The organism is Streptomyces sp. NBC_01261 (assembly GCF_036226385.1).
GTDB lineage: Bacteria > Actinomycetota > Actinomycetes > Streptomycetales > Streptomycetaceae > Streptomyces.
Genome location: NZ_CP108463.1, coordinates 4623767 through 4650008 on the forward strand (window position 1 = coordinate 4623767; position 26242 = coordinate 4650008).

The 26242-nt window shown below is 69.8% G+C and carries 28 protein-coding genes; 17 read left to right on the forward strand and 11 right to left on the reverse strand.

The genetic code is table 11. From position 1 onward, the window contains the following. Nucleotides 1–86: 86 nt before the first annotated feature. The 6 genes from OG226_RS19980 to OG226_RS20005 all read left to right on the forward strand — a co-directional run bounded on the left by OG226_RS19980 (nt 87) and on the right by OG226_RS20005 (nt 7478). Complete coding sequence (locus tag OG226_RS19980) at nt 87–557, forward strand: hypothetical protein (RefSeq protein ID WP_329353444.1); 471 nt, start codon at nt 87–89, stop codon at nt 555–557. Further along, nucleotides 554–1240 (forward strand): hypothetical protein, encoded by a 687-nt coding sequence (locus OG226_RS19985; RefSeq protein ID WP_329349629.1) that lies wholly within the window; start codon nt 554–556, stop codon nt 1238–1240. The genes OG226_RS19980 and OG226_RS19985 overlap by 4 nt, the downstream gene beginning before the upstream one ends. Then, nucleotides 1240–5898: a putative T7SS-secreted protein gene (locus OG226_RS19990; protein ID WP_329349630.1), complete on the forward strand. Its 4659-nt coding sequence runs from the start codon at nt 1240–1242 to the stop codon at nt 5896–5898. Before OG226_RS19985 ends, OG226_RS19990 begins: the two co-directional genes overlap by 1 nt. Beyond that, on the forward strand, nt 5888–6385 hold the full coding sequence (locus tag OG226_RS19995) for an Imm50 family immunity protein (protein ID WP_328679690.1): 498 nt from the start codon (nt 5888–5890) through the stop codon (nt 6383–6385). Before OG226_RS19990 ends, OG226_RS19995 begins: the two co-directional genes overlap by 11 nt. Beyond that, nucleotides 6375–6740, forward strand: a complete 366-nt coding sequence (locus OG226_RS20000; RefSeq protein ID WP_329349631.1) for an Imm50 family immunity protein — start codon at nt 6375–6377, stop codon at nt 6738–6740. Before OG226_RS19995 ends, OG226_RS20000 begins: the two co-directional genes overlap by 11 nt. Before the next feature lie 171 nt (nt 6741–6911). Next, nucleotides 6912–7478 (forward strand): DUF6817 domain-containing protein, encoded by a 567-nt coding sequence (locus OG226_RS20005; RefSeq protein WP_328679694.1) that lies wholly within the window; start codon nt 6912–6914, stop codon nt 7476–7478. A 12-nt stretch (nt 7479–7490) separates the two neighbouring features. On the opposite strand, the gene OG226_RS20010 is transcribed toward OG226_RS20005, so the two are convergent. Next, nucleotides 7491–7868, reverse strand: a complete 378-nt coding sequence (locus OG226_RS20010) for an ATP-binding protein (protein WP_329349632.1) — start codon at nt 7866–7868, stop codon at nt 7491–7493. After that, on the reverse strand, nt 7865–8050 hold the full coding sequence (locus tag OG226_RS20015; RefSeq protein WP_328679698.1) for a hypothetical protein: 186 nt from the start codon (nt 8048–8050) through the stop codon (nt 7865–7867). Before OG226_RS20015 ends, OG226_RS20010 begins: the two co-directional genes overlap by 4 nt. Before the next feature lie 112 nt (nt 8051–8162). Here OG226_RS20015 and OG226_RS20020 point away from each other — a divergent pair, with 112 nt between their 5' ends. Together OG226_RS20020 and OG226_RS20025 are read left to right on the forward strand one after the other, a co-directional pair. Further along, nucleotides 8163–9026, forward strand: a complete 864-nt coding sequence (locus OG226_RS20020) for a helix-turn-helix domain-containing protein (RefSeq protein ID WP_328679700.1) — start codon at nt 8163–8165, stop codon at nt 9024–9026. Then, nucleotides 8998–9279 carry a DUF397 domain-containing protein gene (locus tag OG226_RS20025; RefSeq protein ID WP_329349633.1) on the forward strand — a complete coding sequence of 94 codons (282 nt, stop codon included), beginning with the start codon at nt 8998–9000 and terminating at the stop codon, nt 9277–9279. The genes OG226_RS20020 and OG226_RS20025 overlap by 29 nt, the downstream gene beginning before the upstream one ends. Before the next feature lie 481 nt (nt 9280–9760). On the opposite strand, the gene OG226_RS20030 is transcribed toward OG226_RS20025, so the two are convergent. Both OG226_RS20030 and OG226_RS20035 read right to left on the reverse strand, forming a co-directional pair. Next, complete coding sequence (locus tag OG226_RS20030) at nt 9761–11011, reverse strand: L,D-transpeptidase (RefSeq protein ID WP_328679702.1); 1251 nt, start codon at nt 11009–11011, stop codon at nt 9761–9763. Nucleotides 11012–11223: 212 nt separating this feature from the next. Beyond that, on the reverse strand, nt 11224–11577 hold the full coding sequence (locus tag OG226_RS20035; RefSeq protein WP_328679704.1) for a hypothetical protein: 354 nt from the start codon (nt 11575–11577) through the stop codon (nt 11224–11226). A 130-nt stretch (nt 11578–11707) separates the two neighbouring features. On the opposite strand from OG226_RS20035, the gene OG226_RS20040 reads away from it, so the two are divergent. Further along, nucleotides 11708–12001: an LAETG motif-containing sortase-dependent surface protein gene (locus OG226_RS20040; RefSeq protein WP_328686367.1), complete on the forward strand. Its 294-nt coding sequence runs from the start codon at nt 11708–11710 to the stop codon at nt 11999–12001. A 41-nt stretch (nt 12002–12042) separates the two neighbouring features. Further along, a complete protein-coding gene (locus OG226_RS20045) occupies nt 12043–12867 on the forward strand; it encodes a hypothetical protein (protein ID WP_328679707.1) in 825 nt (274 codons plus the stop codon). Nucleotides 12868–12931: 64 nt separating this feature from the next. Here OG226_RS20045 and hutH read toward each other — a convergent pair whose 3' ends face one another. The 3 genes from hutH to OG226_RS20060 all read right to left on the reverse strand — a co-directional run bounded on the left by hutH (nt 12932) and on the right by OG226_RS20060 (nt 16726). Then, nucleotides 12932–14470, reverse strand: a complete 1539-nt coding sequence (gene hutH, locus OG226_RS20050) for a histidine ammonia-lyase (protein WP_328686368.1) — start codon at nt 14468–14470, stop codon at nt 12932–12934. 82 nt (nt 14471–14552) lie between these two features. Further along, complete coding sequence (locus tag OG226_RS20055; RefSeq protein ID WP_329349634.1) at nt 14553–15704, reverse strand: GGDEF domain-containing protein; 1152 nt, start codon at nt 15702–15704, stop codon at nt 14553–14555. Nucleotides 15705–15931: 227 nt separating this feature from the next. After that, a complete protein-coding gene (locus OG226_RS20060; protein WP_329349635.1) occupies nt 15932–16726 on the reverse strand; it encodes an enoyl-CoA hydratase/isomerase family protein in 795 nt (264 codons plus the stop codon). Between the two features lie 146 nt (nt 16727–16872). Here OG226_RS20060 and OG226_RS20065 point away from each other — a divergent pair, with 146 nt between their 5' ends. After that, nucleotides 16873–17466: a hypothetical protein gene (locus OG226_RS20065; RefSeq protein WP_329349636.1), complete on the forward strand. Its 594-nt coding sequence runs from the start codon at nt 16873–16875 to the stop codon at nt 17464–17466. A 4-nt stretch (nt 17467–17470) separates the two neighbouring features. On the opposite strand, the gene OG226_RS20070 is transcribed toward OG226_RS20065, so the two are convergent. Together OG226_RS20070 and OG226_RS20075 are read right to left on the reverse strand one after the other, a co-directional pair. Next, nucleotides 17471–18598, reverse strand: a complete 1128-nt coding sequence (locus tag OG226_RS20070) for an adenylate/guanylate cyclase domain-containing protein (protein ID WP_328679714.1) — start codon at nt 18596–18598, stop codon at nt 17471–17473. A 118-nt stretch (nt 18599–18716) separates the two neighbouring features. After that, nucleotides 18717–19580: a biotin--[acetyl-CoA-carboxylase] ligase gene (locus OG226_RS20075; protein WP_329349637.1), complete on the reverse strand. Its 864-nt coding sequence runs from the start codon at nt 19578–19580 to the stop codon at nt 18717–18719. Between the two features lie 136 nt (nt 19581–19716). On the opposite strand from OG226_RS20075, the gene OG226_RS20080 reads away from it, so the two are divergent. The 4 genes from OG226_RS20080 to OG226_RS20095 all read left to right on the forward strand — a co-directional run bounded on the left by OG226_RS20080 (nt 19717) and on the right by OG226_RS20095 (nt 23721). Beyond that, nucleotides 19717–21318: an acyl-CoA carboxylase subunit beta gene (locus OG226_RS20080; RefSeq protein ID WP_329349638.1), complete on the forward strand. Its 1602-nt coding sequence runs from the start codon at nt 19717–19719 to the stop codon at nt 21316–21318. A 12-nt stretch (nt 21319–21330) separates the two neighbouring features. Then, nucleotides 21331–21540 (forward strand): acyl-CoA carboxylase subunit epsilon, encoded by a 210-nt coding sequence (locus OG226_RS20085; protein ID WP_329349639.1) that lies wholly within the window; start codon nt 21331–21333, stop codon nt 21538–21540. Nucleotides 21541–21670: 130 nt separating this feature from the next. After that, nucleotides 21671–22381, forward strand: coding sequence for a FadR/GntR family transcriptional regulator (locus OG226_RS20090; protein WP_329349640.1), 711 nt, complete (start codon nt 21671–21673; stop codon nt 22379–22381). Beyond that, nucleotides 22378–23721: a CynX/NimT family MFS transporter gene (locus OG226_RS20095; protein WP_329349641.1), complete on the forward strand. Its 1344-nt coding sequence runs from the start codon at nt 22378–22380 to the stop codon at nt 23719–23721. The genes OG226_RS20090 and OG226_RS20095 overlap by 4 nt, the downstream gene beginning before the upstream one ends. Here the strand turns inward: OG226_RS20095 and OG226_RS20100 are convergent. Continuing rightward, on the reverse strand, nt 23658–24758 hold the full coding sequence (locus OG226_RS20100; RefSeq protein WP_329349642.1) for an SGNH/GDSL hydrolase family protein: 1101 nt from the start codon (nt 24756–24758) through the stop codon (nt 23658–23660). The genes OG226_RS20095 and OG226_RS20100 overlap by 64 nt on opposite strands. A 148-nt stretch (nt 24759–24906) precedes the next feature. Here OG226_RS20100 and mmpB point away from each other — a divergent pair, with 148 nt between their 5' ends. Continuing rightward, entirely contained in the window at nt 24907–25035 is a 129-nt protein-coding gene (gene mmpB, locus OG226_RS20105; RefSeq protein WP_327401714.1) for a morphogenic membrane protein MmpB, read from the forward strand. Between the two features lie 31 nt (nt 25036–25066). Further along, a complete protein-coding gene (locus OG226_RS20110) occupies nt 25067–25687 on the forward strand; it encodes a Maf family protein (RefSeq protein WP_328679729.1) in 621 nt (206 codons plus the stop codon). A 37-nt stretch (nt 25688–25724) separates the two neighbouring features. On the opposite strand, the gene OG226_RS20115 is transcribed toward OG226_RS20110, so the two are convergent. Continuing rightward, on the reverse strand, nt 25725–26192 hold the full coding sequence (locus tag OG226_RS20115) for a hypothetical protein (RefSeq protein WP_329349643.1): 468 nt from the start codon (nt 26190–26192) through the stop codon (nt 25725–25727). Nucleotides 26193–26242 lie beyond the last annotated feature (50 nt).

The window sequence follows — 26242 nt, forward strand, 5'->3', positions numbered from 1 at the left end:
GGAAGGCCGCCGAAGAGGCCGGGCCTTCCGAGGCCGCCGGGGAGCCCGGGGGCGTACGACGGTCCCGACTGCTGGACTACGCGGAGATGAGCGAGCCGGAGTCGCCACCTGCGCCGATCCCCCGCCCCGAGCCCCTGACCAGTGACGACGTCGCGGCACGCGGGCGGCACGAATTCGCGGTGCTGCTCGGCGAGTTCCGCCGTACGGCGGTCCTGGTACCGACGGATGAGGACGAGGCGCCCTTGGTCGGCGATTTCGGAGGTATCCGGTGGATCTACGCGTTTTCCAACGAGTCGGCGTTGGCGAGGTTCGCGATCGCGAGGGGCGAAGGCGGGCGGGAGTGCCCGTATCAACGGCTGCTGGGAGCCCGCCTGTTGGACGCGACGGTGCCTGCTGTGAGCGCCGCAGGTGTGCCGTGCGGAGTGGCGCTCGATGTGGGCACCGAGGGCGAAGGGGCCCTGTTTCCACCGGTGTCGGGGATCGTGCCGGAGGCGGCGGCGCTGGACGCGGACACGGAAGCGGACGCGGACGCGGACACGGAGGGGATACGGCGATGAGCGGGGACGCGGGCGAGGACATCAAGGCGGCCGGGCTCGACGAGATAGCGCAGGGGATCACCCTGGTGCTGGGCGAGTTGAAGGACCTGGGCATCGACAGCCTGGCCGGAGCCGGCCGCGGATTCTCGGAACTCGCCCTCTCCGGGCTGGAGTTGGGCAACGAGGAGTTGCTGTCGGGGTTCACGTCGTTCTGCGAACGCTGGGAGTGGGGCGTGCGCACGCTGGTGATCGAGGGGAACGACTTCGCGACGGGCGTGGGTCTTTCGGCAGGCACGCTGTACGAGACGGACCAGTACGTCCAGGGCACGATGAAGATCGTGGTGAACGCGGGGATGGGCAACCCGTACGCGTCGGAGGACGACGTCACCAAGCAGAGCTGGGGCGACCTGGTGCGCGAGAACGAGTACACGGGCGGCGTGGACTACAGCGCCGAGTCCATGGACAAGGCGCTGGACAACAGCGGGCAGGCGTACGAGGACGCGGCGCGGGACGTGATGACCTCGCACACCTTCAGCCCGCTGGGTCCGGGCCTCAACCCGGCCAACCTGGCGAGCGCGGCGGGGCTGAGCGGTGACGAGTACGACGCAATGCTCGACGGCCCGTTGGGCCCGTCACCGGAGGAGCGGGCCAAGGCGGCGGAGGCCGCTCAGGAACAGGCTCAGCAGGGCGGGGACGCGGGCTGATGGGCATCGGCGATCTGGTCAACTCCGGCCTGAGCAAGGTCGGCGACGCGGTCGACGCGGGCAGGAGGTTCACGGGCGAACTGGTCGACAAGGGCACGGACGCCGCCGGCGACGCGCTGGACAAGGTCGGCGCACACGACCTCGCGAACAAGGTCGAGAACGCGGGCGACCGCATCGCCTCGGACCTGGGCGCGACCCCGGGCGAACAACAGTTGGGCCAGAGCGACCAGCCGAAGGACCTGGTCCACGGCGACGCGAAGGCGATCAGGGCGACGGCCAAGCACCTGACCGACTTCTTCACGGCCTTCGACAAGGTCGGCGACGGCATGCGCAAGCTCAACTCGTCGTCCTGGCAGGGCGAGGCGGCCGAGGCGTTCCGCAAGAAGTTCGCCATGCACCCCACGAAGTGGCTCCAGGCGGCGGACGCCTGCGACGCGGCGGGCAAGGCGCTGTCGTCGTACGCGGGGACGGTGGAGTGGGCGCAGGGGCAGGCGCAGGACGCGATCGACCTCTACGGCCCGGGTAAGCAGGCGTCGGACGCGTACAAGGCGGACGTAGCGAAGCACAAGGACGACGACAAGAAACAGGAACCGTCGACGGACCCGGGCGCCGCCGGTATGCAGCGCGCCCACGAGATCCTGAACGAGGCCCGCCGCCAACGCGACGAGGCCGCCCGCACGGCCGCGAGCGCGGTCCGCGAGGCCCTGGCCCACGCCCCCGCCGAACCACCCCCACTGACCCAGCTGAAGGCGGACGCGGTAGACGGCTACCAGGCCGTCAACACCGAGATCCTGCACTTCGACGCCGGCGTGATCAAGGGCACGGCAGGCATCCTGAACTTCGCCCGCGGCCTCAACCCGATGGACCCGTACAACCTGACCCACCCGGCCGCGTACGTCCAGAACGTCAACATGACGCTGGCGGGCCTGGTTTCGACGGCCGCACACCCCGAGCGCGCCGCGAAGACGATGCTGGACGACTTCATGAAGGATCCGTCGGAGGGGACGGGACGGCTGATCCCCAACCTCTTCGGCGACGGGGCGGGGCTGGAGGCGGCGTTCGGGCGGGCCGCGCTCAAGGAGGGGATGGAGAGCGCGGTCGAGACGGGGGTGCAGCGGTCGGCGAGGGATGCGGCGGGGGACGCGGCGGAGAACTCGGCCCGGAGCAAGGTCGACGAGAAACCGCAGGAGCACGACACCACCGACCCGAGCGAGAAGGTCGCCAAGGACCCGACCGACCCCGTCGACCTCACCACCGGCAAGATGTATCTGCCGCAGACGGATGTGACGTTGCCGGGTGCCCTGCCCCTGGTCCTCAAGCGGCGGGTGGAGTCGGGCTACCACCTGGGCCGTTGGTTCGGCCCGTCCTGGTCCTCCACCCTGGACCAACGCCTGGAGATCGACGCCGAGGGCGTGGTCCTCGTCACCGAGGACGGCCTGCTCCTGGCGTACCCGCACCCGGCCCCCGGCCTCCCCACCCTCCCGAGCCACGGCCCGCGTTGGCCGCTGGACCGCGAGGACGGCGGCTACACGGTCACCGACCCGCGGTCGCGCCGCGTATGGCACTTCGCCGACCGCGCCGAGAACCTCGCGGTCCTGGAACAGATCGACGACCGCAACGGCAACTGGATCACCTTCGAGTACGACACCGACGGCACCCCGCTCTCCGTCGTCTCCAGCGGCGGCTACGAGGTCCGTGTCACCACGGAGGCGGACCGCATAACGGCCTTCCGTCTGGCCGCCACCGGCGAGGAGTTGAAGCGCTACGGCTACACGGACGGCAACCTGACCGAGGTCACCAACTCCTCCGGCCTCCCCCTGCGTTTCGCCTACGACGGCGAGGGCCGCGTCATCTCCTGGACGGACACCAACGGCCGCGGCTACACGTACGAGTACGACGACCAGGACCGCTGCGTCGCCGAGGGCGGCACGCACGGCCACATGACCCTGCGCCTCTCCTACGACGAGACGGACCGGGAAACCGGCCACCGGGTGACGACCACCACCACCGGCGAGGGCCACACCCGCCGGTACCTGGTCAACGGCGCCCGCCAAGTGGTCGCGGAAGTGGACCCGTTGGGCGGGATCACCCGATTCCGACGCGACCGCTACCACCGCCTGCTGTCCCGCACGGACCCGCTCGGCCACACCACGACGTTCCGCTACGACGGGAACGGCAACCTGCTCGCCGTCACCCGCCCCGACGGACGTGAGGCGAGAGCCGAGTACAACGAACTCGGCCTGCCCACAAGGCTGGTGAACCCGGACGGCACGACCGTGCGCCAGTCGTACGACGACCGCGGCAACCGCACCTCGGTGACGGACTCTCAGGGCCACACCACCCACTTCACCTACGACGAGGCGGGCCACCTCACGACGGTGACCGACCCGCTCGGCCAGACCACGACGGTCCACTGCGACCGCACCGGCCTCCCGCTGCGGATCACGAACCCCCTCGGCGGGGTCACCCGCTACGAACGTGACAGTCTCGGCCGATCTGTCACATTCACCGACGCACTGGGTGCGACGACCCGCCTGGAGTGGACGACCGAGGGCCACCTGTCCCGCCGCACGGCACCGGACGGCACGACGGAGTCCTGGACGTACGACGGCGAGGGCAACTGCACGAGCCACACCGACCCGCTGGGCGGCGTCTCCCGCTTCGAGTACACCCACTTCGACCTGCTGACGGCCCGCACGGGCCCGGACGGGGTGCGCTACGAGTTCGCCCACGACAAGGAACTCAACCTCATCCAGGTCACCAACCCCCAAGGCCTGACCTGGAGTTACGACTACGACGCGGCAGGCCGCCTCGTCACGGAGACGGACTTCGACAACCGTGCCCTCACCTACACCCACGACGAGACGGGCCGCCTGACCACTCGTACGAACGCTCTCGGCCAGACGGTCGAGTTCGAACGCAACACACTGGGCCAGGTGATCCGCAAGAACGCAGCCGGCCAAGTCACCACGTACGCCTACGACATGACGGACAAACTTGCCCAGGCGACCGCCCCGGGCACCATCCTGACGGTCCTGCGCGATCGCCACGGCCGAGTCCGCTCGGAGACGGTCGACGACCGCGAACTGGCGTACACGTACGACGAGTTCGGCCGACGCAAGGCCCGAACAACCCCCTCCGGCGCGACCACGGCATGGACGTACGACGACTCCGGCCGCCGCACCGGAATGACGGCCTCGGGCCGCTCCATCGACTTCACGTACGACGAGGTGGGCCGCGAACTGGCCCGCCGGGTGGGCGAGATGCTCACCCTGGAGCACACCTTCGATGCCCTGGGCCGTCCGACGACCCAGTCGGTCGTCGGCGCAACGGGCACTTCACTCCAGCACCGCGCCTACACCTACCGAGCCGACGGCAACCTGACGGCGATCGACGACCAACTCTCCGGCACCCGCCGCTTCGACCTGGACGCGGCGGGCCGGGTGACGGCGGTCCACGCGGCGAACTGGACCGAGACGTACGCGTACGACGAGGCAGGCAACCAGACACAAGCCCACTGGCCGACAGGACACCCGGGCCAGGAAGCAACAGGCGCCCGCACCTACACAGGCACGCGCATCACCCGCGCGGGCAACGTCCGTTACGAACACGACGGCCTGGGCCGGATCACCCTGCGCCAGAGAACCCGCCTCTCCCGCAAGCCGGACACCTGGCGCTACGAGTGGGACGCCGAGGACCGCCTGACGTCGGTGACGACTCCGGACGGGACGTGCTGGCGCTACACGTACGACCCTCTCGGCCGTCGCACGGCGAAGCTCCGCCTGGCCGCGGACGGCGAAACGGTCGTAGAACGCGTGGTGTTCACCTGGGACGGCACCACCCTGTGCGAACAGACCGCCTCCTCCCCGAACCTGCCGAACCCGGTCACCCTCACCTGGGACCACCAGGGCCTACGCCCCATCGCCCAGACAGAACGCATCACCGCGGCCGACGCCCCGCAGGACGAGATCGCCTCCCGCTTCTTCGCCGTCGTCACCGACCTGGTCGGCACCCCGACCGAACTCATCGACGAACAGGGCGACATCGCCTGGCACACCCGCAGCACCCTGTGGGGTGCCACCGCCTGGGCGACCGACAGCAGCACGTACACACCTCTGCGTTTCCCGGGCCAGTACTACGACCCCGAATCCGGGCTCCACTACAACTACTTCCGCCATTACGACCCGGAAACGGCGCGCTATCTCACTCCGGACCCGCTCGGCCTTGCACCTGCTCCGAATCCAGCGACTTACGTAAGAAACCCCAACATCTGGATCGACCCGCTCGGACTGGCCCCTGGATACCCGGAAAAGGTCGGCCGATCTCTCGGCGAGACCAAGGCACTCGCATTGCGGGAGGCGGGAATTCCCGAGGGGGCCGAACCTCTGGAGGTGAACCATCATGTTCCGGCCACGACACCGGAATGGCAGGGGTCGAAGCAGCTCATGACCGAGGACCACGAGCCGATCTACTACACCGAAGAGGTGTACGAGCATCCCAACGGGCAGGACCTTGTAGTGTTCCAGGACCACTGGTTCGGACACCAGAAGCCCGGCGAGCCTGGTTATCAGCCCTCGCACGTCCATGTGCGACCGTTCGAGGACACCCGCAATGGACAGATTCCCGGCTGCGAGGAGCATTACTACTATGACCGTTGACGCTTTTCTCGTGAATCGGGAGGTACTGCAGTCGCTCTACGGGAAGGTCCCGGACCTGAGCGAGGTCAGGATCCGTTCGATCAACCTGAACTGGCGTGGTCCCAGCGTGACGCTCCGCGTCGACCTGCCCCGCTTTCCCGACTCCGCGCCTCAGGTGTGGATCGACGAGCACATGGACACGGTCCAGTGCCAGTTCCGGTTCCTGGCCGTGGACACCGTCTCCCTGACCGAGTGGGAGCCGCCGGCCACGGCCGGAATCGAGATGATCCCCCATGGCACAGAACGACGTATGCGGGTACGGGCCGAAGGCCGCGGAGTGAAGCTCGAATTCGACTGCAGCGAATCCATCACCGTCGGCCATGTGAGCGCCTTCAGGAAACAGGCGGACGGATCGGACGCCGAGCGGCATCTCTTCACGAGTAAAATCGATGCGTTGCGTCACGACCGCCTTCCCGCAATGGATGAGAAGACTTTCTATGAGCGCTGACTGGTTGCAACTCCTCACCTTGCCGGAATCATGCGATCTCTTCTATCTGCACATCGATGAAAGAGAAAACTCGGCGACCCTTGGGTTCGACACAAGAAGTCTCCCCTCGAACCCTCCCGCCGAGTGGGAGGGAAAGGGGTTCAACGCTTTCGAGTACTACCTCGTCTTCGTGGATGTCGCGGGGCTACGAGTCACCGGGTGGGGCCCCGCCGAGGCCCGTGAAGTCGACCTGACCGCCCAAGAGGACGGATCGGTCAAGGTTGTACTCGGGACCGAGACATCCGGGGTCAGATTCCAGGCGTCAGCGGTTCGCCTGACCAAGACACGCGGTTACCGCGCCTCAGACACCCCGTGAAGTGACAGTTCGCACCACACACCCGCGTGTCCGTCGGCCCTGGCAGGGTGCCCCGTCCGGATCTTCACCGCGAGATCATACGAGTTCGGTGCCCCGAGCAGCCCACCCCAACTCAGGCCGAAGATGGAAAGGGCTCAGTGTCACCGCACTACCGCGAGAGGATCTCCAGCCATGACAGCAGCCGAGCAGCAGCACCTGACGGGCAAGGGACGCGTGGCGATCGAGGCGTTCCTGCACGATCGGGGAGCTGACCGGATGCCGCATCCCGGTGGCACGTTGCTGGCCCATCTGGGCCGTGTTCAGGGGCTGTTGGCGGACTGGGGGGCGGATGCCGTCGTACAGACCGCGGGGCTGTGCCATGCGACGTACGGAACCGACGGCTTCGCGCCCGCGCTGCTGCCCCTCTCCGACCGGGCCACGCTCGTCGCGCTGATCGGCGAGCGGGCGGAGGCGCTGGTCTACCTCTACGCCGGCTGCGACCGCGGCGCGGTCTACCCTCGCGTCGACGGAACCACGGAGTTCGCGTTCCGGGACCGCTTCACCGGCCGGGAACTCAGCCCACCCGCCGACCAGTTGCGGGCGTTCCTCGAAATCACCGCCGCCAACGAACTCGACGTACTGGCACACAACCCGGAACTGGCCGAGCGCTACGGCCCCGGCCTGCACGCCCTCCTCACCCGCGCGGGCACCCTGCTCTCCCCCGCCGCCCGCGAGGCCGTGACCCGGCAACTGGGCTGAGTGGAGGGCAGCTCAACAGCCCTGGTCTGTAAGGCTGTTGAGTCTGTCCAGCTCGCACCACACCGTCTTGGTATCCGCCCCTTGCTCCACGCCCCACCGCCGAGTCAACGCGTCAAGCAGCGCCATCCCCCGGCCGTGTTCGTCCGTCGCGGTCGCCCGAAGCAGCAGGGGCAGCGCCCTCGGGTCCGGATCGGTGACCTCGATGCGCGTGTGGCCGTCATCCGTGCCCAGGACTCTGACGGTCACCGGCGTTCCCTCCCCGACGTGGTCGATCACGTTCGTCACCAGCTCCGTCGCGCAGAGACGGACGTCGTAGGGGTGGTGGCGGAGGTGATGGCGCAGTTCCGGTACGGCCTTCGGGGTGGCGAGCAGGCGGAGTTCGAGGGTCACCGTTCCGCCGCCTTCCGCAGTGCGGCGGCGAGTTCGCGGGCGGTGGCGGTGTTGCAGTTTCCGAGCGCGACGAGGCCGGCGGCCAGGATGTCGACGCCGAGGGAGGGGAGTGTGATGCCGTGCAGGTCGAGGGCCTCGCGGAGTTCCTCCACGCAGAGGGTCGTGTCGTAGGGGGTGGACATGAACGGGTGCCTCCTGTGCGCTCTGTGACGAACTCCTCACAGACTGACGTTCCGCTGGCTACCGTAAAAGAGGTTTCGCGTTCGCGACCGGGGCTGCGGAGGAGGGCAAGTGGTGGCACGGGGCAAGGACATCGACGGGTCGATGAGCGTTCCGACCTTCTACGGCAAGGAGTTGAGGTGGAAGCGGGAGGAGGCGGGGCTGTCGTTGGATGCGTTCCTCAAGGGCAGCTTCTACAGCAAGACGTACCTGAGCGACATTGAGCACGGCGAGCGAAGGATGCCGCTCGATCTGGCCCAGCATGCGGATCAGAAGCTGGGGACGGACGGGTTCTTCGAGCGGAACTGTGAGGTGGTGCGGAAGGCACGGAGGGGGCCGCACGCCGCGTACTTCGAGAAGGTCCTGGAGGCGGAGAAGCACGCGGAGTCCATCGAGGAGTGGTGCCCCATCAGCATCCCGGGGCTGCTCCAAACCGCCGCGTACGCGCGGACGATGGTCCGGTCGGCTCACCCGGCGGCCTCCGACGAGTGGGTCGAGGAGAAGGTGACGGGCCGCCTCACCCGCGCCCGTCTCTTCGAGGACGACCACGCCACGCCTGAGTACTGGGCGATCCTGCACGAGTCGCTGCTTGCCGACCCGGTCCTTCCGCCGCGGGAGATGGCCGAACAGCTCGACCGGATCATGGAGTTGGCCGAGCGGCGTCGGGTTACTCCGCAGATCGTTCCGCGGACGTGCGGCGCGCATCCTCTGATGGCCGCCTCCATCATGGTCATGGTCTTCCCGGACGCCCCGCCGTTGATCTACACCGAGGCGTCGTACAGCGGTGACACCGTCGACGATCCGGCCCTCGTGAAGCAGTACCGCAAGGCATACGATCGGCTCAGGGCCGTCGCACTGTCACCGAAGGCGTCCCTGGCGATGATCAAGGCAGCGGCAGAGGAATACCGAAATGGCAAGCAACGGGACCGACTTGAGTGACGCGCTCTGGCGCAAGAGCAGCTACAGCAACGGGGACGGCGGCAACTGCGTAGAGATCGCCAGCGACTTCCCCGGCGCCGCCCTCTGGCGCAAGTCGAGCTACAGCAACGGTGACGGCGGGGAGTGCGTCGAGGTCGCCGCCAACCTCCCTGGCCTCGTTCCCGTCCGCGACTCCAAGGCCCCGCACCGCCCTGCTGTCGTCCTCAGCGCCCCCGCCTGGGCGCCCTTCATCGCCGCCCTGAAGACCCACTGACAATCAGCCACCCACCCCTCCACAAGCCCCCCGCCAAAATGTGACACCAAGCCCAGAAGTGTCACATTTCCACGAAGTAGGTCCCGTCCCCTCGGCTTCGAAGGTCAGAGCACCGAGCCCGCTTTCGGCCGCGCTCAGCCCCCTGTTGACGAGTCGGGGTTGCCGCAGACGCCGTAGCCGGTGTCGTCGTCGGTGAAGAGGAACGAGCCCCCGCCACGGCGGGTATCCGTGACAGGGGCTCAGGCTCACTCAGGAGCCTTCGGAGGCCCCTAATATTGCTGGGGGCCTCCGGCTACCTGGTGATCCACCAGAGCCACCACCTCCTCACGTGCTTGGCCCACGACTCCGGCAACCATGAGTCCGCCTCCCTTTTCTCAGGAGGCGGAGTTTTTTGTACCCGGAAGAACGAAAAGGCGGTCACCCCCGACCAGGGGCAACCGCCTTCAAGCGAACCGGAGTTGACCGGCGTCGGCGAGTCGGGTCAGACCGCCGAGCCCGCCTTCCACTGCGCCCAGTCCATGTTCCAGCCGTTGAGGCCGTTGTCCGGAGACACCGTCTTGTCGCCGGTGTTGGAGATGACGACCACGTCGCCGACGATCGAGTTGTTGTAGAACCAGGCCGCCGGCATGTTCTTGTCGCCCGCGCCCTTCACGTCCTGCAGGCCCACGCAGCCGTGGCTGGTGTTGACGCTGCCGAACACCGAGGGCGAGCCCCAGTAGTTGCCGTGGATGAACGTGCCGGAGCTGGTCAGGCGGATGGCGTGCGGGACGTCCTTGATGTCGTACTCGCCCTTGCCGTCGTCGTCCGTGAAACCGACCGTCGCGCCGTTCATACGCGTCTGCGTGAACTTCTCGGACATGACCATCTGGCCGTTGTACGTGGTGTGTTCGGGCGAACCGGCCGAGATCGGGATGGTCTTGACGACCTTGCCGTCCTGCTCGACCTTCATCTGCTTGGTCTTCGCGTCGACGTACGAGACCTGGTTGCGGCCGATGTGGAAGGTGACCGTCTTCTGCTGCACGCCGAAGACCCCGGAAGCGCCCTCTACGCCGTCGAGCGCGAGCTTCAGCGTGACGGTGGAGTTCTCCTTCCAGTACTCGTCGGGGCGGCAGTCCATGCGCTGGGTGTTGAACCAGTGGCAGACGACTTCCTGGCCGCTGGTGGAGGTGACCGTGATGCCCTTCTGGACGGCGGCCTTGTTCGTGATCGCCTTGTTGAAGTTGATCGACACCGGCATGCCGACACCGACCGTCGAGCCGCCCTCGGGCGTGAAGTTCCCTATGAAGCTGTTGGCCGGGGAGACCGTGGTGAACGAGGCGTTCTCGTGGGCGGCGAGGCCCGCGGAGTCCTTCGCGGTGGCCGCGACCTTGTACGTGGTCGAGCGGTCCAGCTGCGCGCTGGGCTTCCAGCTGAGCTTGTCGGCGGCGATGGTGCCCGCGACGGCCTTGCCGTCCGCGGTCGTCATCGACACGGCCGTGAGCGTGCCCTTACTGACCGTCACCGCGGCCGAGTTGTTGATGGAGGCGTTGTCCGAACCGTCCGCCGGCGTGATCTTGATCTGCGCCTCGGAGGACTTCTTCGCGGCCGCCTCGTCGGCCTTGGACTGCGAGCTCTGGCTCGAATCGCTCCCGGACGACTTGTCGTCGCTGCCGGAACACGCCGTGAGCACGAGCACACCGCCGAGCAGTGCGGACGCGGCCACAAGACCCTTGCGCCGCTTACTGTCCGTCATCACACGTTTCTCCATCGTTGCCGAATCCCCGAAAACCCCGAGCGCCCCGTTAACCAGTTTCTTAAGAAACCAACGCTACGACTGGTGCGTCCCGTTCCGCCTGTCGCCCACATGTGGGGCACACCACGTCCACCGTGGCCCTCGGAACCGTATGAGACGAGGAAACCCCGGGCAGCGGTTGCCGCCCGGGGTCACATTCTCCCGCGCACGGCTCAGCCGACCACTGCCACCCCGTCTGCTTCCTCATCGCCGTCGACATCATCCTCGTCGATGTCCCAATCCGGCGAATCCGGGTCGTAGTCGATCTCCTCGCTGCTCCACGACGCCTGGGCCAGCTCGACCCCGGGCATCTCACTGACCAGGTCGAACGGGTCCACGAGGTAGGCGAGCGCCTCGGCGGTGTCTTCCGTCACAGCGGTCTCGGCGTGCCCGCGCTCGTCGCCGGGCAGCTCGGGATCCTCGGCGATCTTGGCCAGCGCGGCCTTGGTCACGGCGTCCTCGTTCTCGACTTCCAGAACGAGTTCGACACGAAGGCGTACAAAACGTGATGTCTCTGGGGTGCTCATGCCGGGAGCGTACGGCCCACAGCTCCCGTGACTTTCCCGCGACCCGCACAGTTCATTAGCATCGCTCCACACGGCCAATTCGCCAGCGCCACAAGGGGATCGATATTCCGTGTCAACCGCTCGCCGAACGATGCTGACCGCCACCGCCGCGGGCACCCTGCTGGGCGCCCTCTGGTTCGTCCCCTCCGCCAACGCGACGGTGACCGACCAGGCCAGAGTGGAGACTTCGGCGACCCCGACTTCCCAGGTCACCCAGCAGGCACGGGTCACCTCGACGGCCGTCACCGTCTCCGCCCACGACACCCAACTCGCCGACACCGGCAGCCCGAACACCACGCCGTACATCGTCGGCGGCACGGTGTTCCTCGGCCTCGGCGCCGGTTTCGTGGCCTATTCGGTACGACGGGAACGCCTCGGCTTTTAACTTGCTTGACGACTCTTTGACCCAAGCTTCATAGTCCGCTCATGAAGAGATCATCGGGCATACGGCTGTGTGTCACCGTCGCGGTGGGCGCACTGTCGCTGGCCCTCATCACAGGCTGCTCCGACGGCGGTTCGGACGATGCCAAGAACAACGACGGCAAGAGCAACGCCGAAGGCACCACGAAGAACTCCGCGAAGGCGCTCAGCGCCGCCGAGTTGAAGAAGCTGGCCCTCGTGAAGGGCGATGTCGTCGGCTACGAGGTCGGGTCGGTCGGCAAGACGTACCCCGCGACCAAGAGCGCCGTCACCGTCGACAAGACGCAGTGCCGGCCGCTGGCCTGGGCCATGGCCGGGCAGGCGCCGGGCGACGCCGCCGAGGCCACGAACAGGATGGTCACCGAGGCGAAGAAGCCCTCCTCCAGCCCTTCCAAGTCCGTGGAGGACATGACCGAGGAGGAGTTCGACGACGCGTTCGGTGCGGCACTGGACCGTACGACCACCGTCGTCGGACTGTCCTCGTACGACGGCGACGGCGCGGAGAAGGCGTTCAAGTCCGTCTCCGACGGGGTGAAGAGCTGCTCCGGCGGCTTCACCATCGCCTCGGGCAAGAACGGCAAGGACAGCCAGAAGTACACCGGGGTCGCAGCCGAGAAGGCGTCCAACACCGGTGACGAATCGGTGGCGTTCGGCGCGACCGCCGTGATGGAGGACTCCGGCGGCGAGACGGGCACCGTGCACACCGAGGTGGTGCGCCACGGCAGCACACTCGTCACGTACTACACGGTCAACCTCGGCGCCCTGATGTCGGCCAAGGCCTACGACGTGCCGTCCGCCGTGATCGACGCCCAGTCCGCCAAGCTCAAGTGACCGACGGGGCCCCGCCGTTGGCGGACGGGGCCTCGACTGCCTCATTTCTGGTGCCCCAACTGCCCTACCGCAGCGGCCCGGTGACCTTCTCCACGGCCTCGACGACATGCCCGCCCCGTACGAACGCGTCCGCCGCGGCGAGGTCGGGCGACAGGAACCGGTCCGGACCGGGACCCTCGACTCCCGCCGCCCGTACGGCATCGATGACCGCGCGGGACGCGGGCGCCGGCGCCAGCCCCTCGCGCAGCTCCACGGCGCGCGTCGCGGCGTAGAGCTCGACGGCGATGATCCGGGTGAGGTTGTCGACGGCGGTGCGCAGCTTGCGCGCGGCCGACCAGCCCATGGAGACGTGGTCCTCCTGCATCGCGGAGGACGGGATCGAGTCGGCGGACGCCGGTACGGCGAGCCGCTTCATCTCGCTGACCAGCGCGGCCTGCGTGTACTGGGCGATCATCAGCCCGGAGTCGACACCGGCGTCGTCCGCGAGGAACGGCGGCAGCCCGTGCGAACGGTTCTTGTCGAGCAGCCGGTCGGTACGGCGTTCGGCGATCGAACCGAGGTCGGCGACGGCGATGGCGAGGAAGTCGAGGACGTAAGCCACGGGCGCGCCATGGAAGTTGCCGTTGGACTCGACCCGACCGTCGGGCAGCACAACGGGGTTGTCGACGGCCGACGCCAACTCCCGCTCCGCGACGAGCCGTGCGTGCGCGATCGTGTCGCGTCCGGCACCGGCGACCTGCGGGGCGCACCGCACCGAGTAGGCGTCCTGGACGCGGGGTGCGCCGTCCTGGTGGTGACCGGTCAGCTCCGAACCGGCAAGCACGGCGAGCATGTTGGCGGCACTGGCGCCCTGCCCGGGGTGCGGGCGGATGGCGTGCAGCTCGGGCGCGAGCACCTTGTCGGTACCGAGCAGCGCCTCCAGGGAGAGGGCTGCCGTGACGTCGGCGGACTTGTACAGCATGTCGAGGTCGGCGAGGGCCATGACCAGCATGCCGAGCATGCCGTCGGTGCCGTTGAGGAGGGCGAGGCCCTCCTTCTCGCGCAACTCGACGGGTGCGATGCCGTGTTCGGCGAGCAGCTCACCGGCGGGCCGTACAACTCCGTCCGGGCCCTCGGCGTCGCCCTCGCCCATGAGCGTCAACGCGCAGTGGGAGAGCGGCGCGAGGTCGCCGGAGCAGCCGAGGGAGCCGTACTCGTGGACGACGGGGGTGATCCCGGCGTTCAGCACGTCGGCCATGGTCTGCGCGACCTCGGGCCGCACACCGGTGTGCCCGGAGCAGACGGTCTTGAGCCGCAGGAACATGAGCGCGCGCACGACCTCCCGCTCCACCCGCGGCCCCATCCCGGCGGCGTGCGAACGAACGATGTTGCGCTGCAACTGTGCCCGCAGTTCCGGGCTGATGTGCCGGGACGCCAACGCCCCGAACCCGGTGCTCACCCCGTACACGGGCTCCGGCTTGGCCGCCAGCGCGTCCACGATCTCCCGCGCCGCGGCGAGCGCCGAGACGGCCTCACCGGAAAGCTCGATCCGGGCGCCTCCGCGCGCCACGGCGAGAACGTCGGACGCGGTGACCCCGGACGTCCCCACCACCACAGTGTGCATATCCATATTCAGGAGCGTACGCATTGAATGCGGCGGTGTCACTACCGGGTGGCCACTTAGACCCTTACAGGTAGGTCACGTCCTACAGCCCCGTCCTACGACCCCGGAACCGCCGCCGCTCGGCCGGCATCTCCGGCGTCGGCGAGTCCGCGAGCCGCACCACAGGATCGTCCGGCCCGTCCCGCCCTGCAACCACCGGCCTGTCGGCGCGCAGGGCCTTCGCGCGGTACTGGGCCGCGTCCGCCAGCCGGAACAGCCGTCGGCCGGAACGCACCGCCCCGATCGGATCCTCGGTCGACGCGACCCCGCACGCGACACCTTCGCCCAGCTCCAACTCGGCCGCCCGGCGGCACAGTTCGACCGCAGCGTCGACCACTTCATCGGCGGGCGGCCCGACCGCCAGCAGGCAGAACTCGTCCCCGCCGAGCCGCGCGGCAAGCGCGCCGGGCAGCATCGCCCCGCACAACGACAGCACCGAACCGAAGCGCTCAAGCAGCCTGTCCCCCACGGCGTGCCCCCGGGTGTCGTTGACGCGCTTGAGTCCATTGAGGTCGCACACCACCAGGCTGACCACGACCCCCTCACTCCGGTGCCGTTCGATCGCCTCGTCGAGCCGTACGTCGACCGCACGACGGTTGGCGAGCCCGGTGAGCGCGTCCGTGAAGGCGAGCCGCCGCGCCTCCTCCAACCGCTCGGTCTGCGCGATCCCGGCCGCGACGACGGAGGCCAGCACGGTCGCGAAGTCGGCGTCGCCCCGGCCGAAGACCGGCGCACCGACGGGCCGGGCCACATACAGCTCGCCCCACGCCCGCCCGTGCAGCACGATCGGGGCGACGACACAGCATCCGCGCCTACGACGCCGTAGGGCGGCCACGCGCTGGTGGCAGTAGCCGGGGCTGCCCGCGGCCGGGCCCTCGGCGGTCTCGACCCAGGCGTTGGGCTCGCCGCCACCGGCCCACCGTTCGTGCAGGAACTCGGTGATCTCCGGGAACTGGTGCACCGGATAGGTCTCCCCGTCCGGGAACTCCTCCTCGCCCGCGGCCCGCTCCCCCACGTTCACCAGGACCCGCAGCCGCCCCAGCTCCCGCTCCCACACCGACAGCGCCGCGAAACTCCCGTCCAGCGCCCGGCACGCCCCGGCCGCCGCCGCCCGCCAGGACTCCCGCGGGGTGTGCGCCGCCGCCATCCCCTGCGCCAGCTCCACCACGGCCGCCAGCCGCCTGTCCTCACCCATCACTCCAGGCTAGGGAGGTTTCAGACATAGCGGGACATTGATGCGGCGAACAGGTGTCATGCGCGGATGAACGCCAGAGGGGGCCACTCACCAACGCGGCCGGCCGTCGCCACCCAGAGGCGCGGGGCCGTATCGCTATGCGGCTCCGCCGCGCGGGCGCGACCAGCCACAACGAACCCGCACCCGGCAACGCACGAAGACCCCCTCTTCCTCCTGCGCGGCTCCCCCTACTCCCCCGGCCACTCCGGCGTCCGCTTCTCGTTGAACGCCGCGACCCCCTCCGCCCGGTCCCCCGAGAACGCCACCGACCGCCACGCCGCGTCCTCGACCTCAAGGCCCGCCCGCAGATCCAACCCATGCCCCAACCGCAACGCCCGCTTGGCCGCCCGCAGCCCAACGGGCGAGTTCGCGGCGATGCGCGCGCCCAGCGCCAGCGCCTCCTCGCGGTCCTGACCGGCCTCCACCAGGACATCCACGAGGCCCAGCTCCGCCGCCTCCGCCGCTTCCAACCTCCGCGCGGTGAAGATCAGTTCGGCCGCCCGCGCCGCACCCACCCGGCGCGGCAGCAGCTGCGTACCGCCGCCTCCCGGGATCACCCCCACCGACACCTCCGGCAGCCCCACCACCGCCGTACCGTCCGCCACGATCAGGTCGCAGGACAGGGCGAGTTCGAAGCCGCCGCCGAGGGCGAAGCCGTGGACCGCGGCGATCGTCGGCATGGGCAGCTCCAGGACCCCCGTGTACGCACCCCGCGCGACCGGGCGCTGCCGTACGAGATCCGCGTCGCTGAACGCGTTGCGCTCCTTCAGGTCCGCGCCGACGCAGAACGCCCGCTCGTGCGACGAGGTCACCACGGTCACGCGTACGTCCCGGTCCGCCGCCAGCGCCGCGCAGGCCTCGGCGATCGAGCGCGCCATCGCCGTGGAGACGGCGTTCATGGCCTTGGGCCGGTCCAGGACCAGTTCCGCGACGTACCCGTGCCGCCGCACCAGCACGAACTCCCCGAACCGCTCCTCGCTCATGACCGCCTCCTGGTTAACGTGGGTTAACAGACCTCGTCCCGATCATCGCACGAGCCTTCCCCGTTCGGGTGACATCCCGCCCAACTCCCGCCGCACCGCCCGTAGAAGCGCATAACGTGCGTCCGCCACACCACAGGGGAGGGATCGTGACGACGACCACGAAGGCGGAGCCGGCCGAGGGCGGGGCGGACATGGCGTCGCCGCTCTCCAGGGGCCGGCACCGCCGTCCCCGGCCCCGCAAGGTCCTGCTCGCCGTCGGAGGGCTCGCCGTGGCCGCCGGGGTGCTGAGCCTCGTACGGCTGGCACCCGAGTCGGGAATCGGCGGGCTGGGTACGGCGGAGGCGGATCCCCGCCCGGACCCCGGCAGCGGTACCGGCGACGGCACGGACCGGCCCGCCAACGCCGCCGCCACCATCAGCGCGGGCCCGGCCGCGATCCCCTCCGCGACCTCGGTGATGGGCGGCATCACACCCACCCCTACGGCGGCCTCCGGGATCGTACCGACTCCGTATGCGACCGCGACGCCGACGACACCCGTAGCCGCGGACCCTACGACCGTCCCCGAGACGACGACGGCCGCGACCACTCCGCCACCTCAGGCACCGGCTCCCCTGCCGACCTCAACCCCGACTCCCACACCCAGCCGGACCGCCAACTCCCCCGCCCCCGCCCCGAGTCGGCCCAGTCTGTGCGTGCCGATCATCGGGCTCTGCGTGGACCCACTGGTCCATCGCGGCTGAGGTACTACGCCGGTGACGAGTCCCGGCGTGTGAGGAGCCAGGGTTCGACAACTCCCAGGCCGCGCACGGGGCGTTGCCACATCGGCTGGAGCCCGAAGCGGTACGTCGGGGGGTCCTCGCCCTCCTTCTCGGCGGTGGCCGCGGCTTCCGCCGCCTCCGCCTCGGAGGCGGGGGCCTCGCCGCTGCGGATCAACTCCTCGGCGAAGGCGCTGTCGACGAGGACGGCGTCGCGTGGAGCTATCGACGTGAGGCGGGAGGCGAGGTTGACCGTCGTGCCGAAGACGTCGCCCATGCGGGTCGTCACCGTGCCGAAGGCCATGCCGACGCGGAGTTCGGGCATGGTCTCGTCGTTCGCCATGGTCTCGATCAGGAGCAGGGCGATCTCGGCGGCGACCCCGGCGTCGTCCGCGGAGTAGAGGACCTCGTCGCCCAGGGTCTTGATGAGGCGACCGCCACGCGCTGCCACCAGGTCGGCGGCGGTGGTCTCGAAGGCCTCGACCAGTTCGCCGAGTTCCTCCTCCTCCATGCGCCGGGTCAGCCGCGTGAAGCCCACCAGGTCGGCGAAGCCGACGGCCAGGCGCCGGTCGACCATCTCCTCGTCGTCGCCCGCCTGGACGACCCGGCCGGCGGACGCGGCGAGCTGGCGGCGCCAGACGTAGACGAGGAACTCCTCCAGTTCGGGCAGGAGCAGTTCGATGATCGGGTACGTCACCTCGGTGCGGGACATGCCCGGTTCCGGCGGCTCGGTGAGGCCCTCCAGGAACGAGTCCATCTGCCAGCCGGCCAGCCGCGCGGTGGTCTGCCCGGTGGAGCGGGCCACCTGCACGGCCATCGCCTCGCTGAGGAGCCCCGCCTCGACGAGACCGGCGAGGCGGCGCAGCGCGAGGACGTCCGCCTCCGTGAACGCCTTGGCCTGGCCGACGTCGGCGAAGCCCATGGCCCGCCAGAAGCGCGTGGCCAGCTCCATGGAGACGCCGGCGGTGCGGGCCGCCTGGAAGGGGGTGTAACGGCGCTCGGCGCCCAGGATGAGCCCTTCGAGGCGCAGCGCGAGCGGATCCTCGCCGGGTTCGGCGGCATCGGGGGCCACCCGGCCGTCCGCGTCCGCGCCGGAGCCCGTGTCGTCGACGGTCACGCCTGCTGCCCTTCCGATCTGCCACGGTCAGGTATCGACCGGGCCCAATGCTACGGCAGGTGTGGGCCAGCTCACTCCTTGAGTCACACGGACCGGGCCGCCACAAGGGCGGTCGGGGTCACGCGGGGCGCAGGTGGACGATGTCGCCCGCCCCCACGGGCTCCTGCACGCCGTCCTCCGTGGCCAGCACGAGCCGCCCGTCGCCGTCGATCGCGACGGCCTCGCCGGTGATCGACCGGTCCCCGGGCAGTTCGGCCCGGACGACCCGGCCGAGCGTCGAGCAGCCGGCCGCGTAGGTCTCCTGGAGGCCGCTGGCGACCGGGTCGCCGCCCGCCGCGCGCCACTTGTCGTACCAGTGCTCCAGGGACCGTAGAACCGCCCGCAGGAGGGGATCGCGGTCCGTGGTGACCGCCCCGGCGAGGGCGAGGGAGGCCGCCTGGGGCACGGGCAGCTCGTCCTCGCGCAGGCTGACGTTGATGCCGACGCCGACGATCACGGCGTCGTCGCCCGCTCGCTCGGCGAGGATGCCGCCGGCCTTGCGTTCCTCGCCGCCGACAGTCACCAGGAGGTCGTTGGGCCACTTGAGTGCCGTGTCGACCCCGGCCGACCGGGACAGCCCCGTCGCGACGGCGACCCCGGTGAGCAGCGGGAGCCAGCCCCAGCGGGCCACGGGAACGTCGCCCGGCTCCAGGAGCACGGAGAAGAACAGGCCGGAGCGGGCCGGTGCGGTCCACTGCCGGTCGAGTCGCCCGCGCCCGGAGGTCTGCTCCTCGGCGACCAGGACGGTGCCCTCGGCGGCCTTGCCCGCGGCGGCCAGCGCGACGAGGTCGGAGTTGGTGGAACCGGTGCGCTGCACGACCTCCACGCCGGTCCACAGCCCGCCCGCCCGCACGAGTCCGCGGCGCAGCGCGCCCGCGTTGAGGGGCGGCCGTTCCAGATCGGACCAACGGCTGCTGTCGTCTGAGGCATCTCGCGGCGTCATGCCAGCCACCCTAGGGGTGTGTCGTGCAAGCCACCCGAGGTGTGTTGTACGCCGCACTGCCGATCGGTAGGCCCGCCACTACTCTACGGATGAGTAACCCGTCCCCCTTTTGAGCAGGCAGGGAGCCGCAATCCCGATGTCCGAGCCGGAAGCGCCTCAAGAGATCGACATCCACACCACCGCCGGGAAGATCGCGGATCTTCAGCGCCGCATCCAGGAAGCGACGCACGCCGGCTCGGAACGTGCCGTCGAAAAGCAGCACGCCAAGGGCAAGTTGACGGCCCGTGAGCGGATCGACCTGCTCCTCGACGAGGGGTCCTTCGTCGAGTTCGACGAGCTGACCCGGCACCGTTCCACGGACTTCGGCCTGGAGAAGAACCGCCCCTACGGCGACGGAGTCGTCTCCGGGTACGGCACGGTCGACGGCCGCCCGATCGCCGTGTTCTCGCAGGACTTCACGGTCTTCGGCGGCGCCCTGGGCGAGGTCTACGGCCAGAAGATCGTCAAGGTGATGGACTTCGCGCTGAAGACGGGCTGTCCGGTCATCGGCATCAACGACTCCGGCGGCGCCCGCATCCAGGAGGGCGTGGCCTCGCTCGGCGCGTACGGCGAGATCTTCCGCCGCAACACCCACGCGAGCGGCGTGATCCCGCAGATCTCCCTCGTCGTGGGCCCGTGCGCGGGCGGCGCGGTGTACTCCCCCGCGATCACCGACTTCACGGTGATGGTCGACCAGACCTCGCACATGTTCATCACCGGCCCGGACGTCATCAAGACGGTCACCGGTGAGGACGTCGGCTTCGAGGAGCTGGGCGGGGCCAGGACCCACAACTCGGTCTCGGGTGTGGCCCATCACATGGCGGGCGACGAGAAGGACGCGATCGAGTACGTCAAGCAGTTGCTGTCGTACCTCCCGTCCAACAACCTCAGCGAGCCGCCGGCGTTCCCCGAGGAGGCGGACCTCACCGTCACGGACGAGGACCGCGAGCTGGACACGCTGGTCCCGGACAGCGCGAACCAGCCGTACGACATGCACACGGTGATCGAACACGTCCTGGACGACGCCGAGTTCTTCGAGACGCAGCCGCTGTTCGCGCCGAACATCCTCACCGGTTTCGGCCGGGTCGAGGGCCGCCCGGTGGGCATCGTGGCGAACCAGCCGATGCAGTTCGCGGGCTGCCTGGACATCGACGCCTCCGAGAAGGCGGCCCGCTTCGTCCGCACCTGCGACGCGTTCAACGTCCCGGTCATCACCTTCGTGGACGTCCCCGGCTTCCTCCCGGGCGTGGACCAGGAGCACTACGGCATCATCCGCAGGGGCGCGAAGCTGATCTACGCGTACGCGGAGGCAACAGTCCCCCTCATCACGGTGATCACCCGCAAGGCCTTCGGCGGCGCCTACGACGTCATGGGCTCCAAGCACCTCGGCGCCGACCTCAACCTCGCCTGGCCGACCGCCCAGATCGCCGTTATGGGCGCCCAGGGCGCGGTCAACATCCTGCACCGCCGCACGATCGCGGAGGCGGAGGCGGCCGGTGACGTCGAGGCGACCCGGGCCCGCCTGATCCAGGAGTACGAGGACGCCCTCCTGAACCCCTACATCGCGGCCGAACGCGGCTACGTCGACGCGGTGATCCTCCCCTCGGACACCCGGCGCCACGTGGTCCGCGGCCTGCGCCAACTCCGCACCAAGCGCGAGTCGTTGCCCCCGAAGAAGCACGGCAACATCCCCCTGTAGAGGAGCGCCCTCATGAACATCAAAGTCGTACGGGGCAACCCGACCCCGGAGGAACTGGCGGCGGCCCTGGCGGTGGTCAGGGCCCGCGCCGCGGCGGCCACCTCCACGCCGCCGGGCACCCCGAGGCAGCGGGACGCGTGGTCCGACCCGTCGCGCGTCGCGGGCGCCAGGCTGCCCCACCCCGGGCCGAGCGCGTGGACCCGCACTTTCTGGCCCGGCTAGGGAGAACCGCCCCTCGCGGCCCGGCATCGCGCAGCCCGACGTGCGGATGCCGGGCCGAGTCATTGGCTCTGACATGCCCCGAGATCACATGCGATGTTCAAACGTCTGATGTTTGTTGTACGGTGCCTCCATGACACGCATCAGCGCACCACGGCGAACCGCCAGTCTGTCCGCCCAACTCGTGGACAGTCTCCGTTCGCACATCGAGACGGGAGGCTGGCCGGTGGGGACGCGGATCCCGCCGGAGCAGGCCCTCATGGACGAACTCGGAGTCGGACGCAGCACGCTGCGGGAGGCGATCGGCGCACTGGTGCACCTGGGACTGCTGGAGCCCCGGGCGGGGGACGGCACCTACGTCCGCTCCTCCAGCGAGCTGCAGTCGGTCATGGTGCGGCGGGCCGGTTCCGTGGAGCGGGACAAGGTGCTGGAGCTGCGGACCGTCCTGGAGGAGTACGCCTCGGGAGCCGCGGCCCTGCGCCGCAGCGAGGAGCAGCTGGAGCAGCTGCGGGAGCTGCTGGCCGACGCCGACGAGGCCAGCGCCGGCGAGGACCCGGCCGCGGCCACGAGCGTCGACGCGCTGTTCCACCGGGCCGTCGTCCGGGCGAGCGGCAACGACCTGCTGATCGAGGTGTACGACTACCTCGGCACGGCACTCACCTCGTCCCTGGGCGGTCTGACCTGGGACGCCGGCCACGCCGAGGAGCACGCCCGCCTGCACCGGCGGCTGGTCGACGCGATCGGGTCCCGGGACGCGGGCGCCGCCCGTGCCGCGGCCGCCGCGATCGTCCGGCTCACCCACGACCACGACACCACGACACCACGAGCGGCGGAGGACCAGTGAGCACGCGGCCGACTTCGACCTCCCAGCAGCACTCCGCCGCCGAGGTACCGCTCGTCGACCGTGCCGACATCACCCGGCCCGCCGTGTCGGTCGGGCTCCTCGTCGCCATCTGCCTCGTGGCGGCCAACCTGCGCACCACCCTCACGGGCGTCGGCGCCCTCCTCCCGGAGATAGAACACGGCAGCGGTCTGACGTCGAGCTGGGGCGGGCTGCTCAGCACCCTCCCGCTGCTGACGTTCGCCGCGACGTCACCCCTGGTCGCCCGAGCCTCCCACCGGTGGGGCAGCGCCCGCCTGCTGGTCGCGGCGCTCGGCGTGCTGGCCGTCGGAACGGTGGTCCGTTCCCTTCCCTCGGTGATCTGCCTGTTCGCCGGAACGGTGCTGCTCTCCGCGGCCATCGCGTTCGGCAACGTGCTGCTGCCCGCGCTGATCAGACGCAGCGTGCCCGCGCACCGCATCCAGAGCGTCAGCGCTCTCTACGTCACTGTCATGGGCCTCATGGCGGCGGTCTCCTCCGGGATCTCCGCGCCGCTGGCCCACTCCGTGCCGGGTTCCTGGCACACCGCGCTGGCCTGGGGCCTCGCCTTCACCGTCGCGGCGCTCCTCGCCTGGCTGCCCCGGACCCGGGGCGACAAGCCGCAGGCGTCCACCGGCGGGACCCGCAGCCCGGTGCCCTGGCGGTCGCGGCTCGCCTGGCAGGTCACCCTCTTCATGGGCCTGCAGTCCCTGGCCTTCTACACGGCCGTCGCGTGGCTGCCCAGCATCCTGGTCGACCACGGCGCGAGCAGCACCGCGGCCGGATGGATGCTGTTCTACTACCAGGTCGTCTCGCTGGCCGCCAGCAGCCTTCTGCCCCTGCTCACCCGGGGCCGGCACGACCAGCGCTGGACCGCGGCCGGGGCGTCGATCCTCACGGCGGGCGGCTTCACCGTTCTGGTCACCGCCCCGGCCCTGTCCGTCCTGGCGTGCACCCTGCTGGGACTCGGCGGCGGCGCCTGCCTCGTCCTCGCGCTGACCTTCCAGAGCCAGCGCGCCGACAGCCCCGGCGAGGCCGCCGCGCTGGCGGGCATGGCACAGTCCATCGGCTACCTCGTGGCGGCGGCCGGCCCGCTGCTCCTCGGCATCGTGCACGACGCCACACACAGCTGGACCCTCCCGCTGGCCGCCCTGGCGGTCCTCGGCATCGCCACCGCGGCCACCGGCCACGGCGCGGGCCAGGACCGTCACATAGGTCCCCCCCTCCCGCTGACACGCCTCCCCGCCCGAAGGCTCCGCGGCTACAGACAACGCGCCACAGCGTCAGCCATCACCCCGTACCCCTCGTCGTCGGGGTGCAGCTGATCACCGAAGTCGTAAGCAGGGTGCAGCCGGTCCGGATCCCCCGGATCGGCCATCACCCGGTTCAGATCGACAACCCCGTCGAACTCCCCCGAACACCGCACCCACTCGTTGACCTCATAACTCACCTTCGCCGCCCGCTCCCCCCAGTGATCCGACCCCCCGAACGGCAACAAGGTCGCCCCGATCACGGTGAGTTCACCGGCCTGCCGTATCAACTCCCTGTACGCGGCGACGACCTCACCCGCGGAGACCACCGGCGCCGGCTTGTACGTAGGCTGCGCATCCGTCTCGCTGAACCCGATGTCGTTCAGCCCCAGCAACACAACGACGGTGTCCACCCCGGCCGGTCGAAGCACGTCGCGCCCGAACCTGCCCACACCCCGCTCCCCGTACCACGCGGAGTCGTTGAGCAGCAGATTCCCCCCGATCCCCGCGTTCAGCACGGCCCGCCCCGTCCGCGAGGCCAAGGCGTCCGACCACCGCCGGTCGGCCCCCGGCGTGGACCCGAACCCGTCGGTGATGGAGTCCCCAAAAAGAACAATCCCGTCCGTACGCCCGGAGTCGGTCTCCACGGCTGACAGGAAGTACCAGGACTCACTGGCCTCGGTGAACCCGTTCCCGCCCTCGTCCAGCAGACACCCCCCACCTCGGTAACTGGTGGTGAACGCCTGCGCATGGAAGGTCGCGGGCCCGGTGGCCGTGTCGAAGTACAGCGTGACGACCACCGACTCCCCCGCTTCTACGGCGAGTTGGACCGCGTCGCTCACCAACTCCCCCCGCGCCGGCATCTCCCCCTCCGCCGAGCCGCCCCCGAAGGTCAGCCGCACACCAGACCCTCCGACGGCCACGGAGCCGCCCGCGACCCTCACCGGCGAATTCCCGTACGCGTTCGAGAACCGCACCCGCACCCTCTCCCCACCCGCCGTCAACCGCACGACCTGCCGCAACGACTGACGCCAGAACCCCTCGCGGGACCAGTTCGGCGTGAAGCCCTCGCTCGGGAGCTGGGGTGACGCGGTCCAGGCAGCAGCGAACATGACACACCTCTCCAAAAGGAACCACAGTTCCATTACTCTAACGGAACCATGGACCCTTTTGGCGACGTCGGGCGACACCGAAAGGAAGCCGGGGAAGTTGAGTACCCGTACTCAGGCGCCCACCCCGGCCAAGCCGCACGCTGGTGACATGCTGTGGTCCGACCCCGACAACGAGCCTCCCGAGGAACTGCGGGAGACCCAGGTCATGTTGCGGCGGCTCGGGATTCTCATGGCGCTCGCGATGGTGCTGGCGATGATCGTGCTCGGGCTGACGTGAGCGCCCCGGACCGCGCCGATACCCTGGACACATGACAGATCAGCCGCGCCGCCGACTCGTGCTCGCCTCCCAGTCCCCCGCCCGGCTGGGCCTGCTGCGCCAGGCCGGACTGGACCCCGAGGTGATCGTGAGCGGGGTCGACGAGGACGCCGTCAGCGCCCCCACCCCGGCCGAACTCGCCCTCGCGCTCGCCGAGGCCAAGGCCTCCGTCGTCGCCGCGAGGCCCGAGGTCAAGGGTGCCCTGGTGATCGGCTGCGACTCCGTGCTCGACCTGGACGGCGAGGCCCTCGGCAAGCCCGCCGACGCCGAGGAGGCCACCGCCCGCTGGAAGTCGATGCGCGGGCGCGCCGGAACACTCCAGACCGGCCACTGCGTCTACGACACGACCGGCGGCCGGTACGTCTCGGCGACCGCGTCCACCGTCGTCCGCTTCGGCGAACCGACCGACGCCGAGATCGCCGCGTACGTCGCCTCGGGCGAACCCCTTTACGTCGCCGGGGCGTTCACCCTCGACGGCCTGTCGGCACCGTTCATCGAGGGCATCGACGGCGACCACGGCAACGTGATCGGCATCAGCCTGCCGCTCGTTCGCCGTCTGCTGGCCGAACTGGGCGTCGGCATCACGGAGTTGTGGACCCCACGGGAGAAGTAGCCGTCGGCCGGGAGGAGTTCGGCCGGGAGGAGTTCGGTCAGGAGGGGTTGGGGGCGGCCGGCGGGGCGATCGGTCCCGGGCCCTCGTTCCTGCCCGCGCCCTGCTCGGGGCTCCCCTCCGCGGGGACCTCCCGGCGGTCGTAGGTCATCAGGAGCAGGACGACCAGGGCGAGCACCACCACCATGGACACGAACGCTCCCGGGCCCACCAGGCCCCACGCGAACGCGCCCAGCAGGCCGTGCACCACGGCCACGCTGATCAGCAGGATGCGGCCGAGGCCCGCCGGGGCCCGGTCGCGCAGGGCGACGAGCAGGGCGACCACTCCGCACAGGGCGAAGTAGAGGCCGAAGACGATGCCGCCGACCTTCGAGGAGATGGACATCGCGTCCGGGTCGAGGCCGGCCAGGGACATGTCCTGGCGGTCGACGACGATCCCCAGGAACCAGTTCAGCGCGGCCACTCCGAGCGCCTCCACGAAGAGGACAAGCGCCAAGATCCATGCCACTGGCCTGCGTACCACCGGCCCCCACCCACTCTCGACCACCACTCGACCAA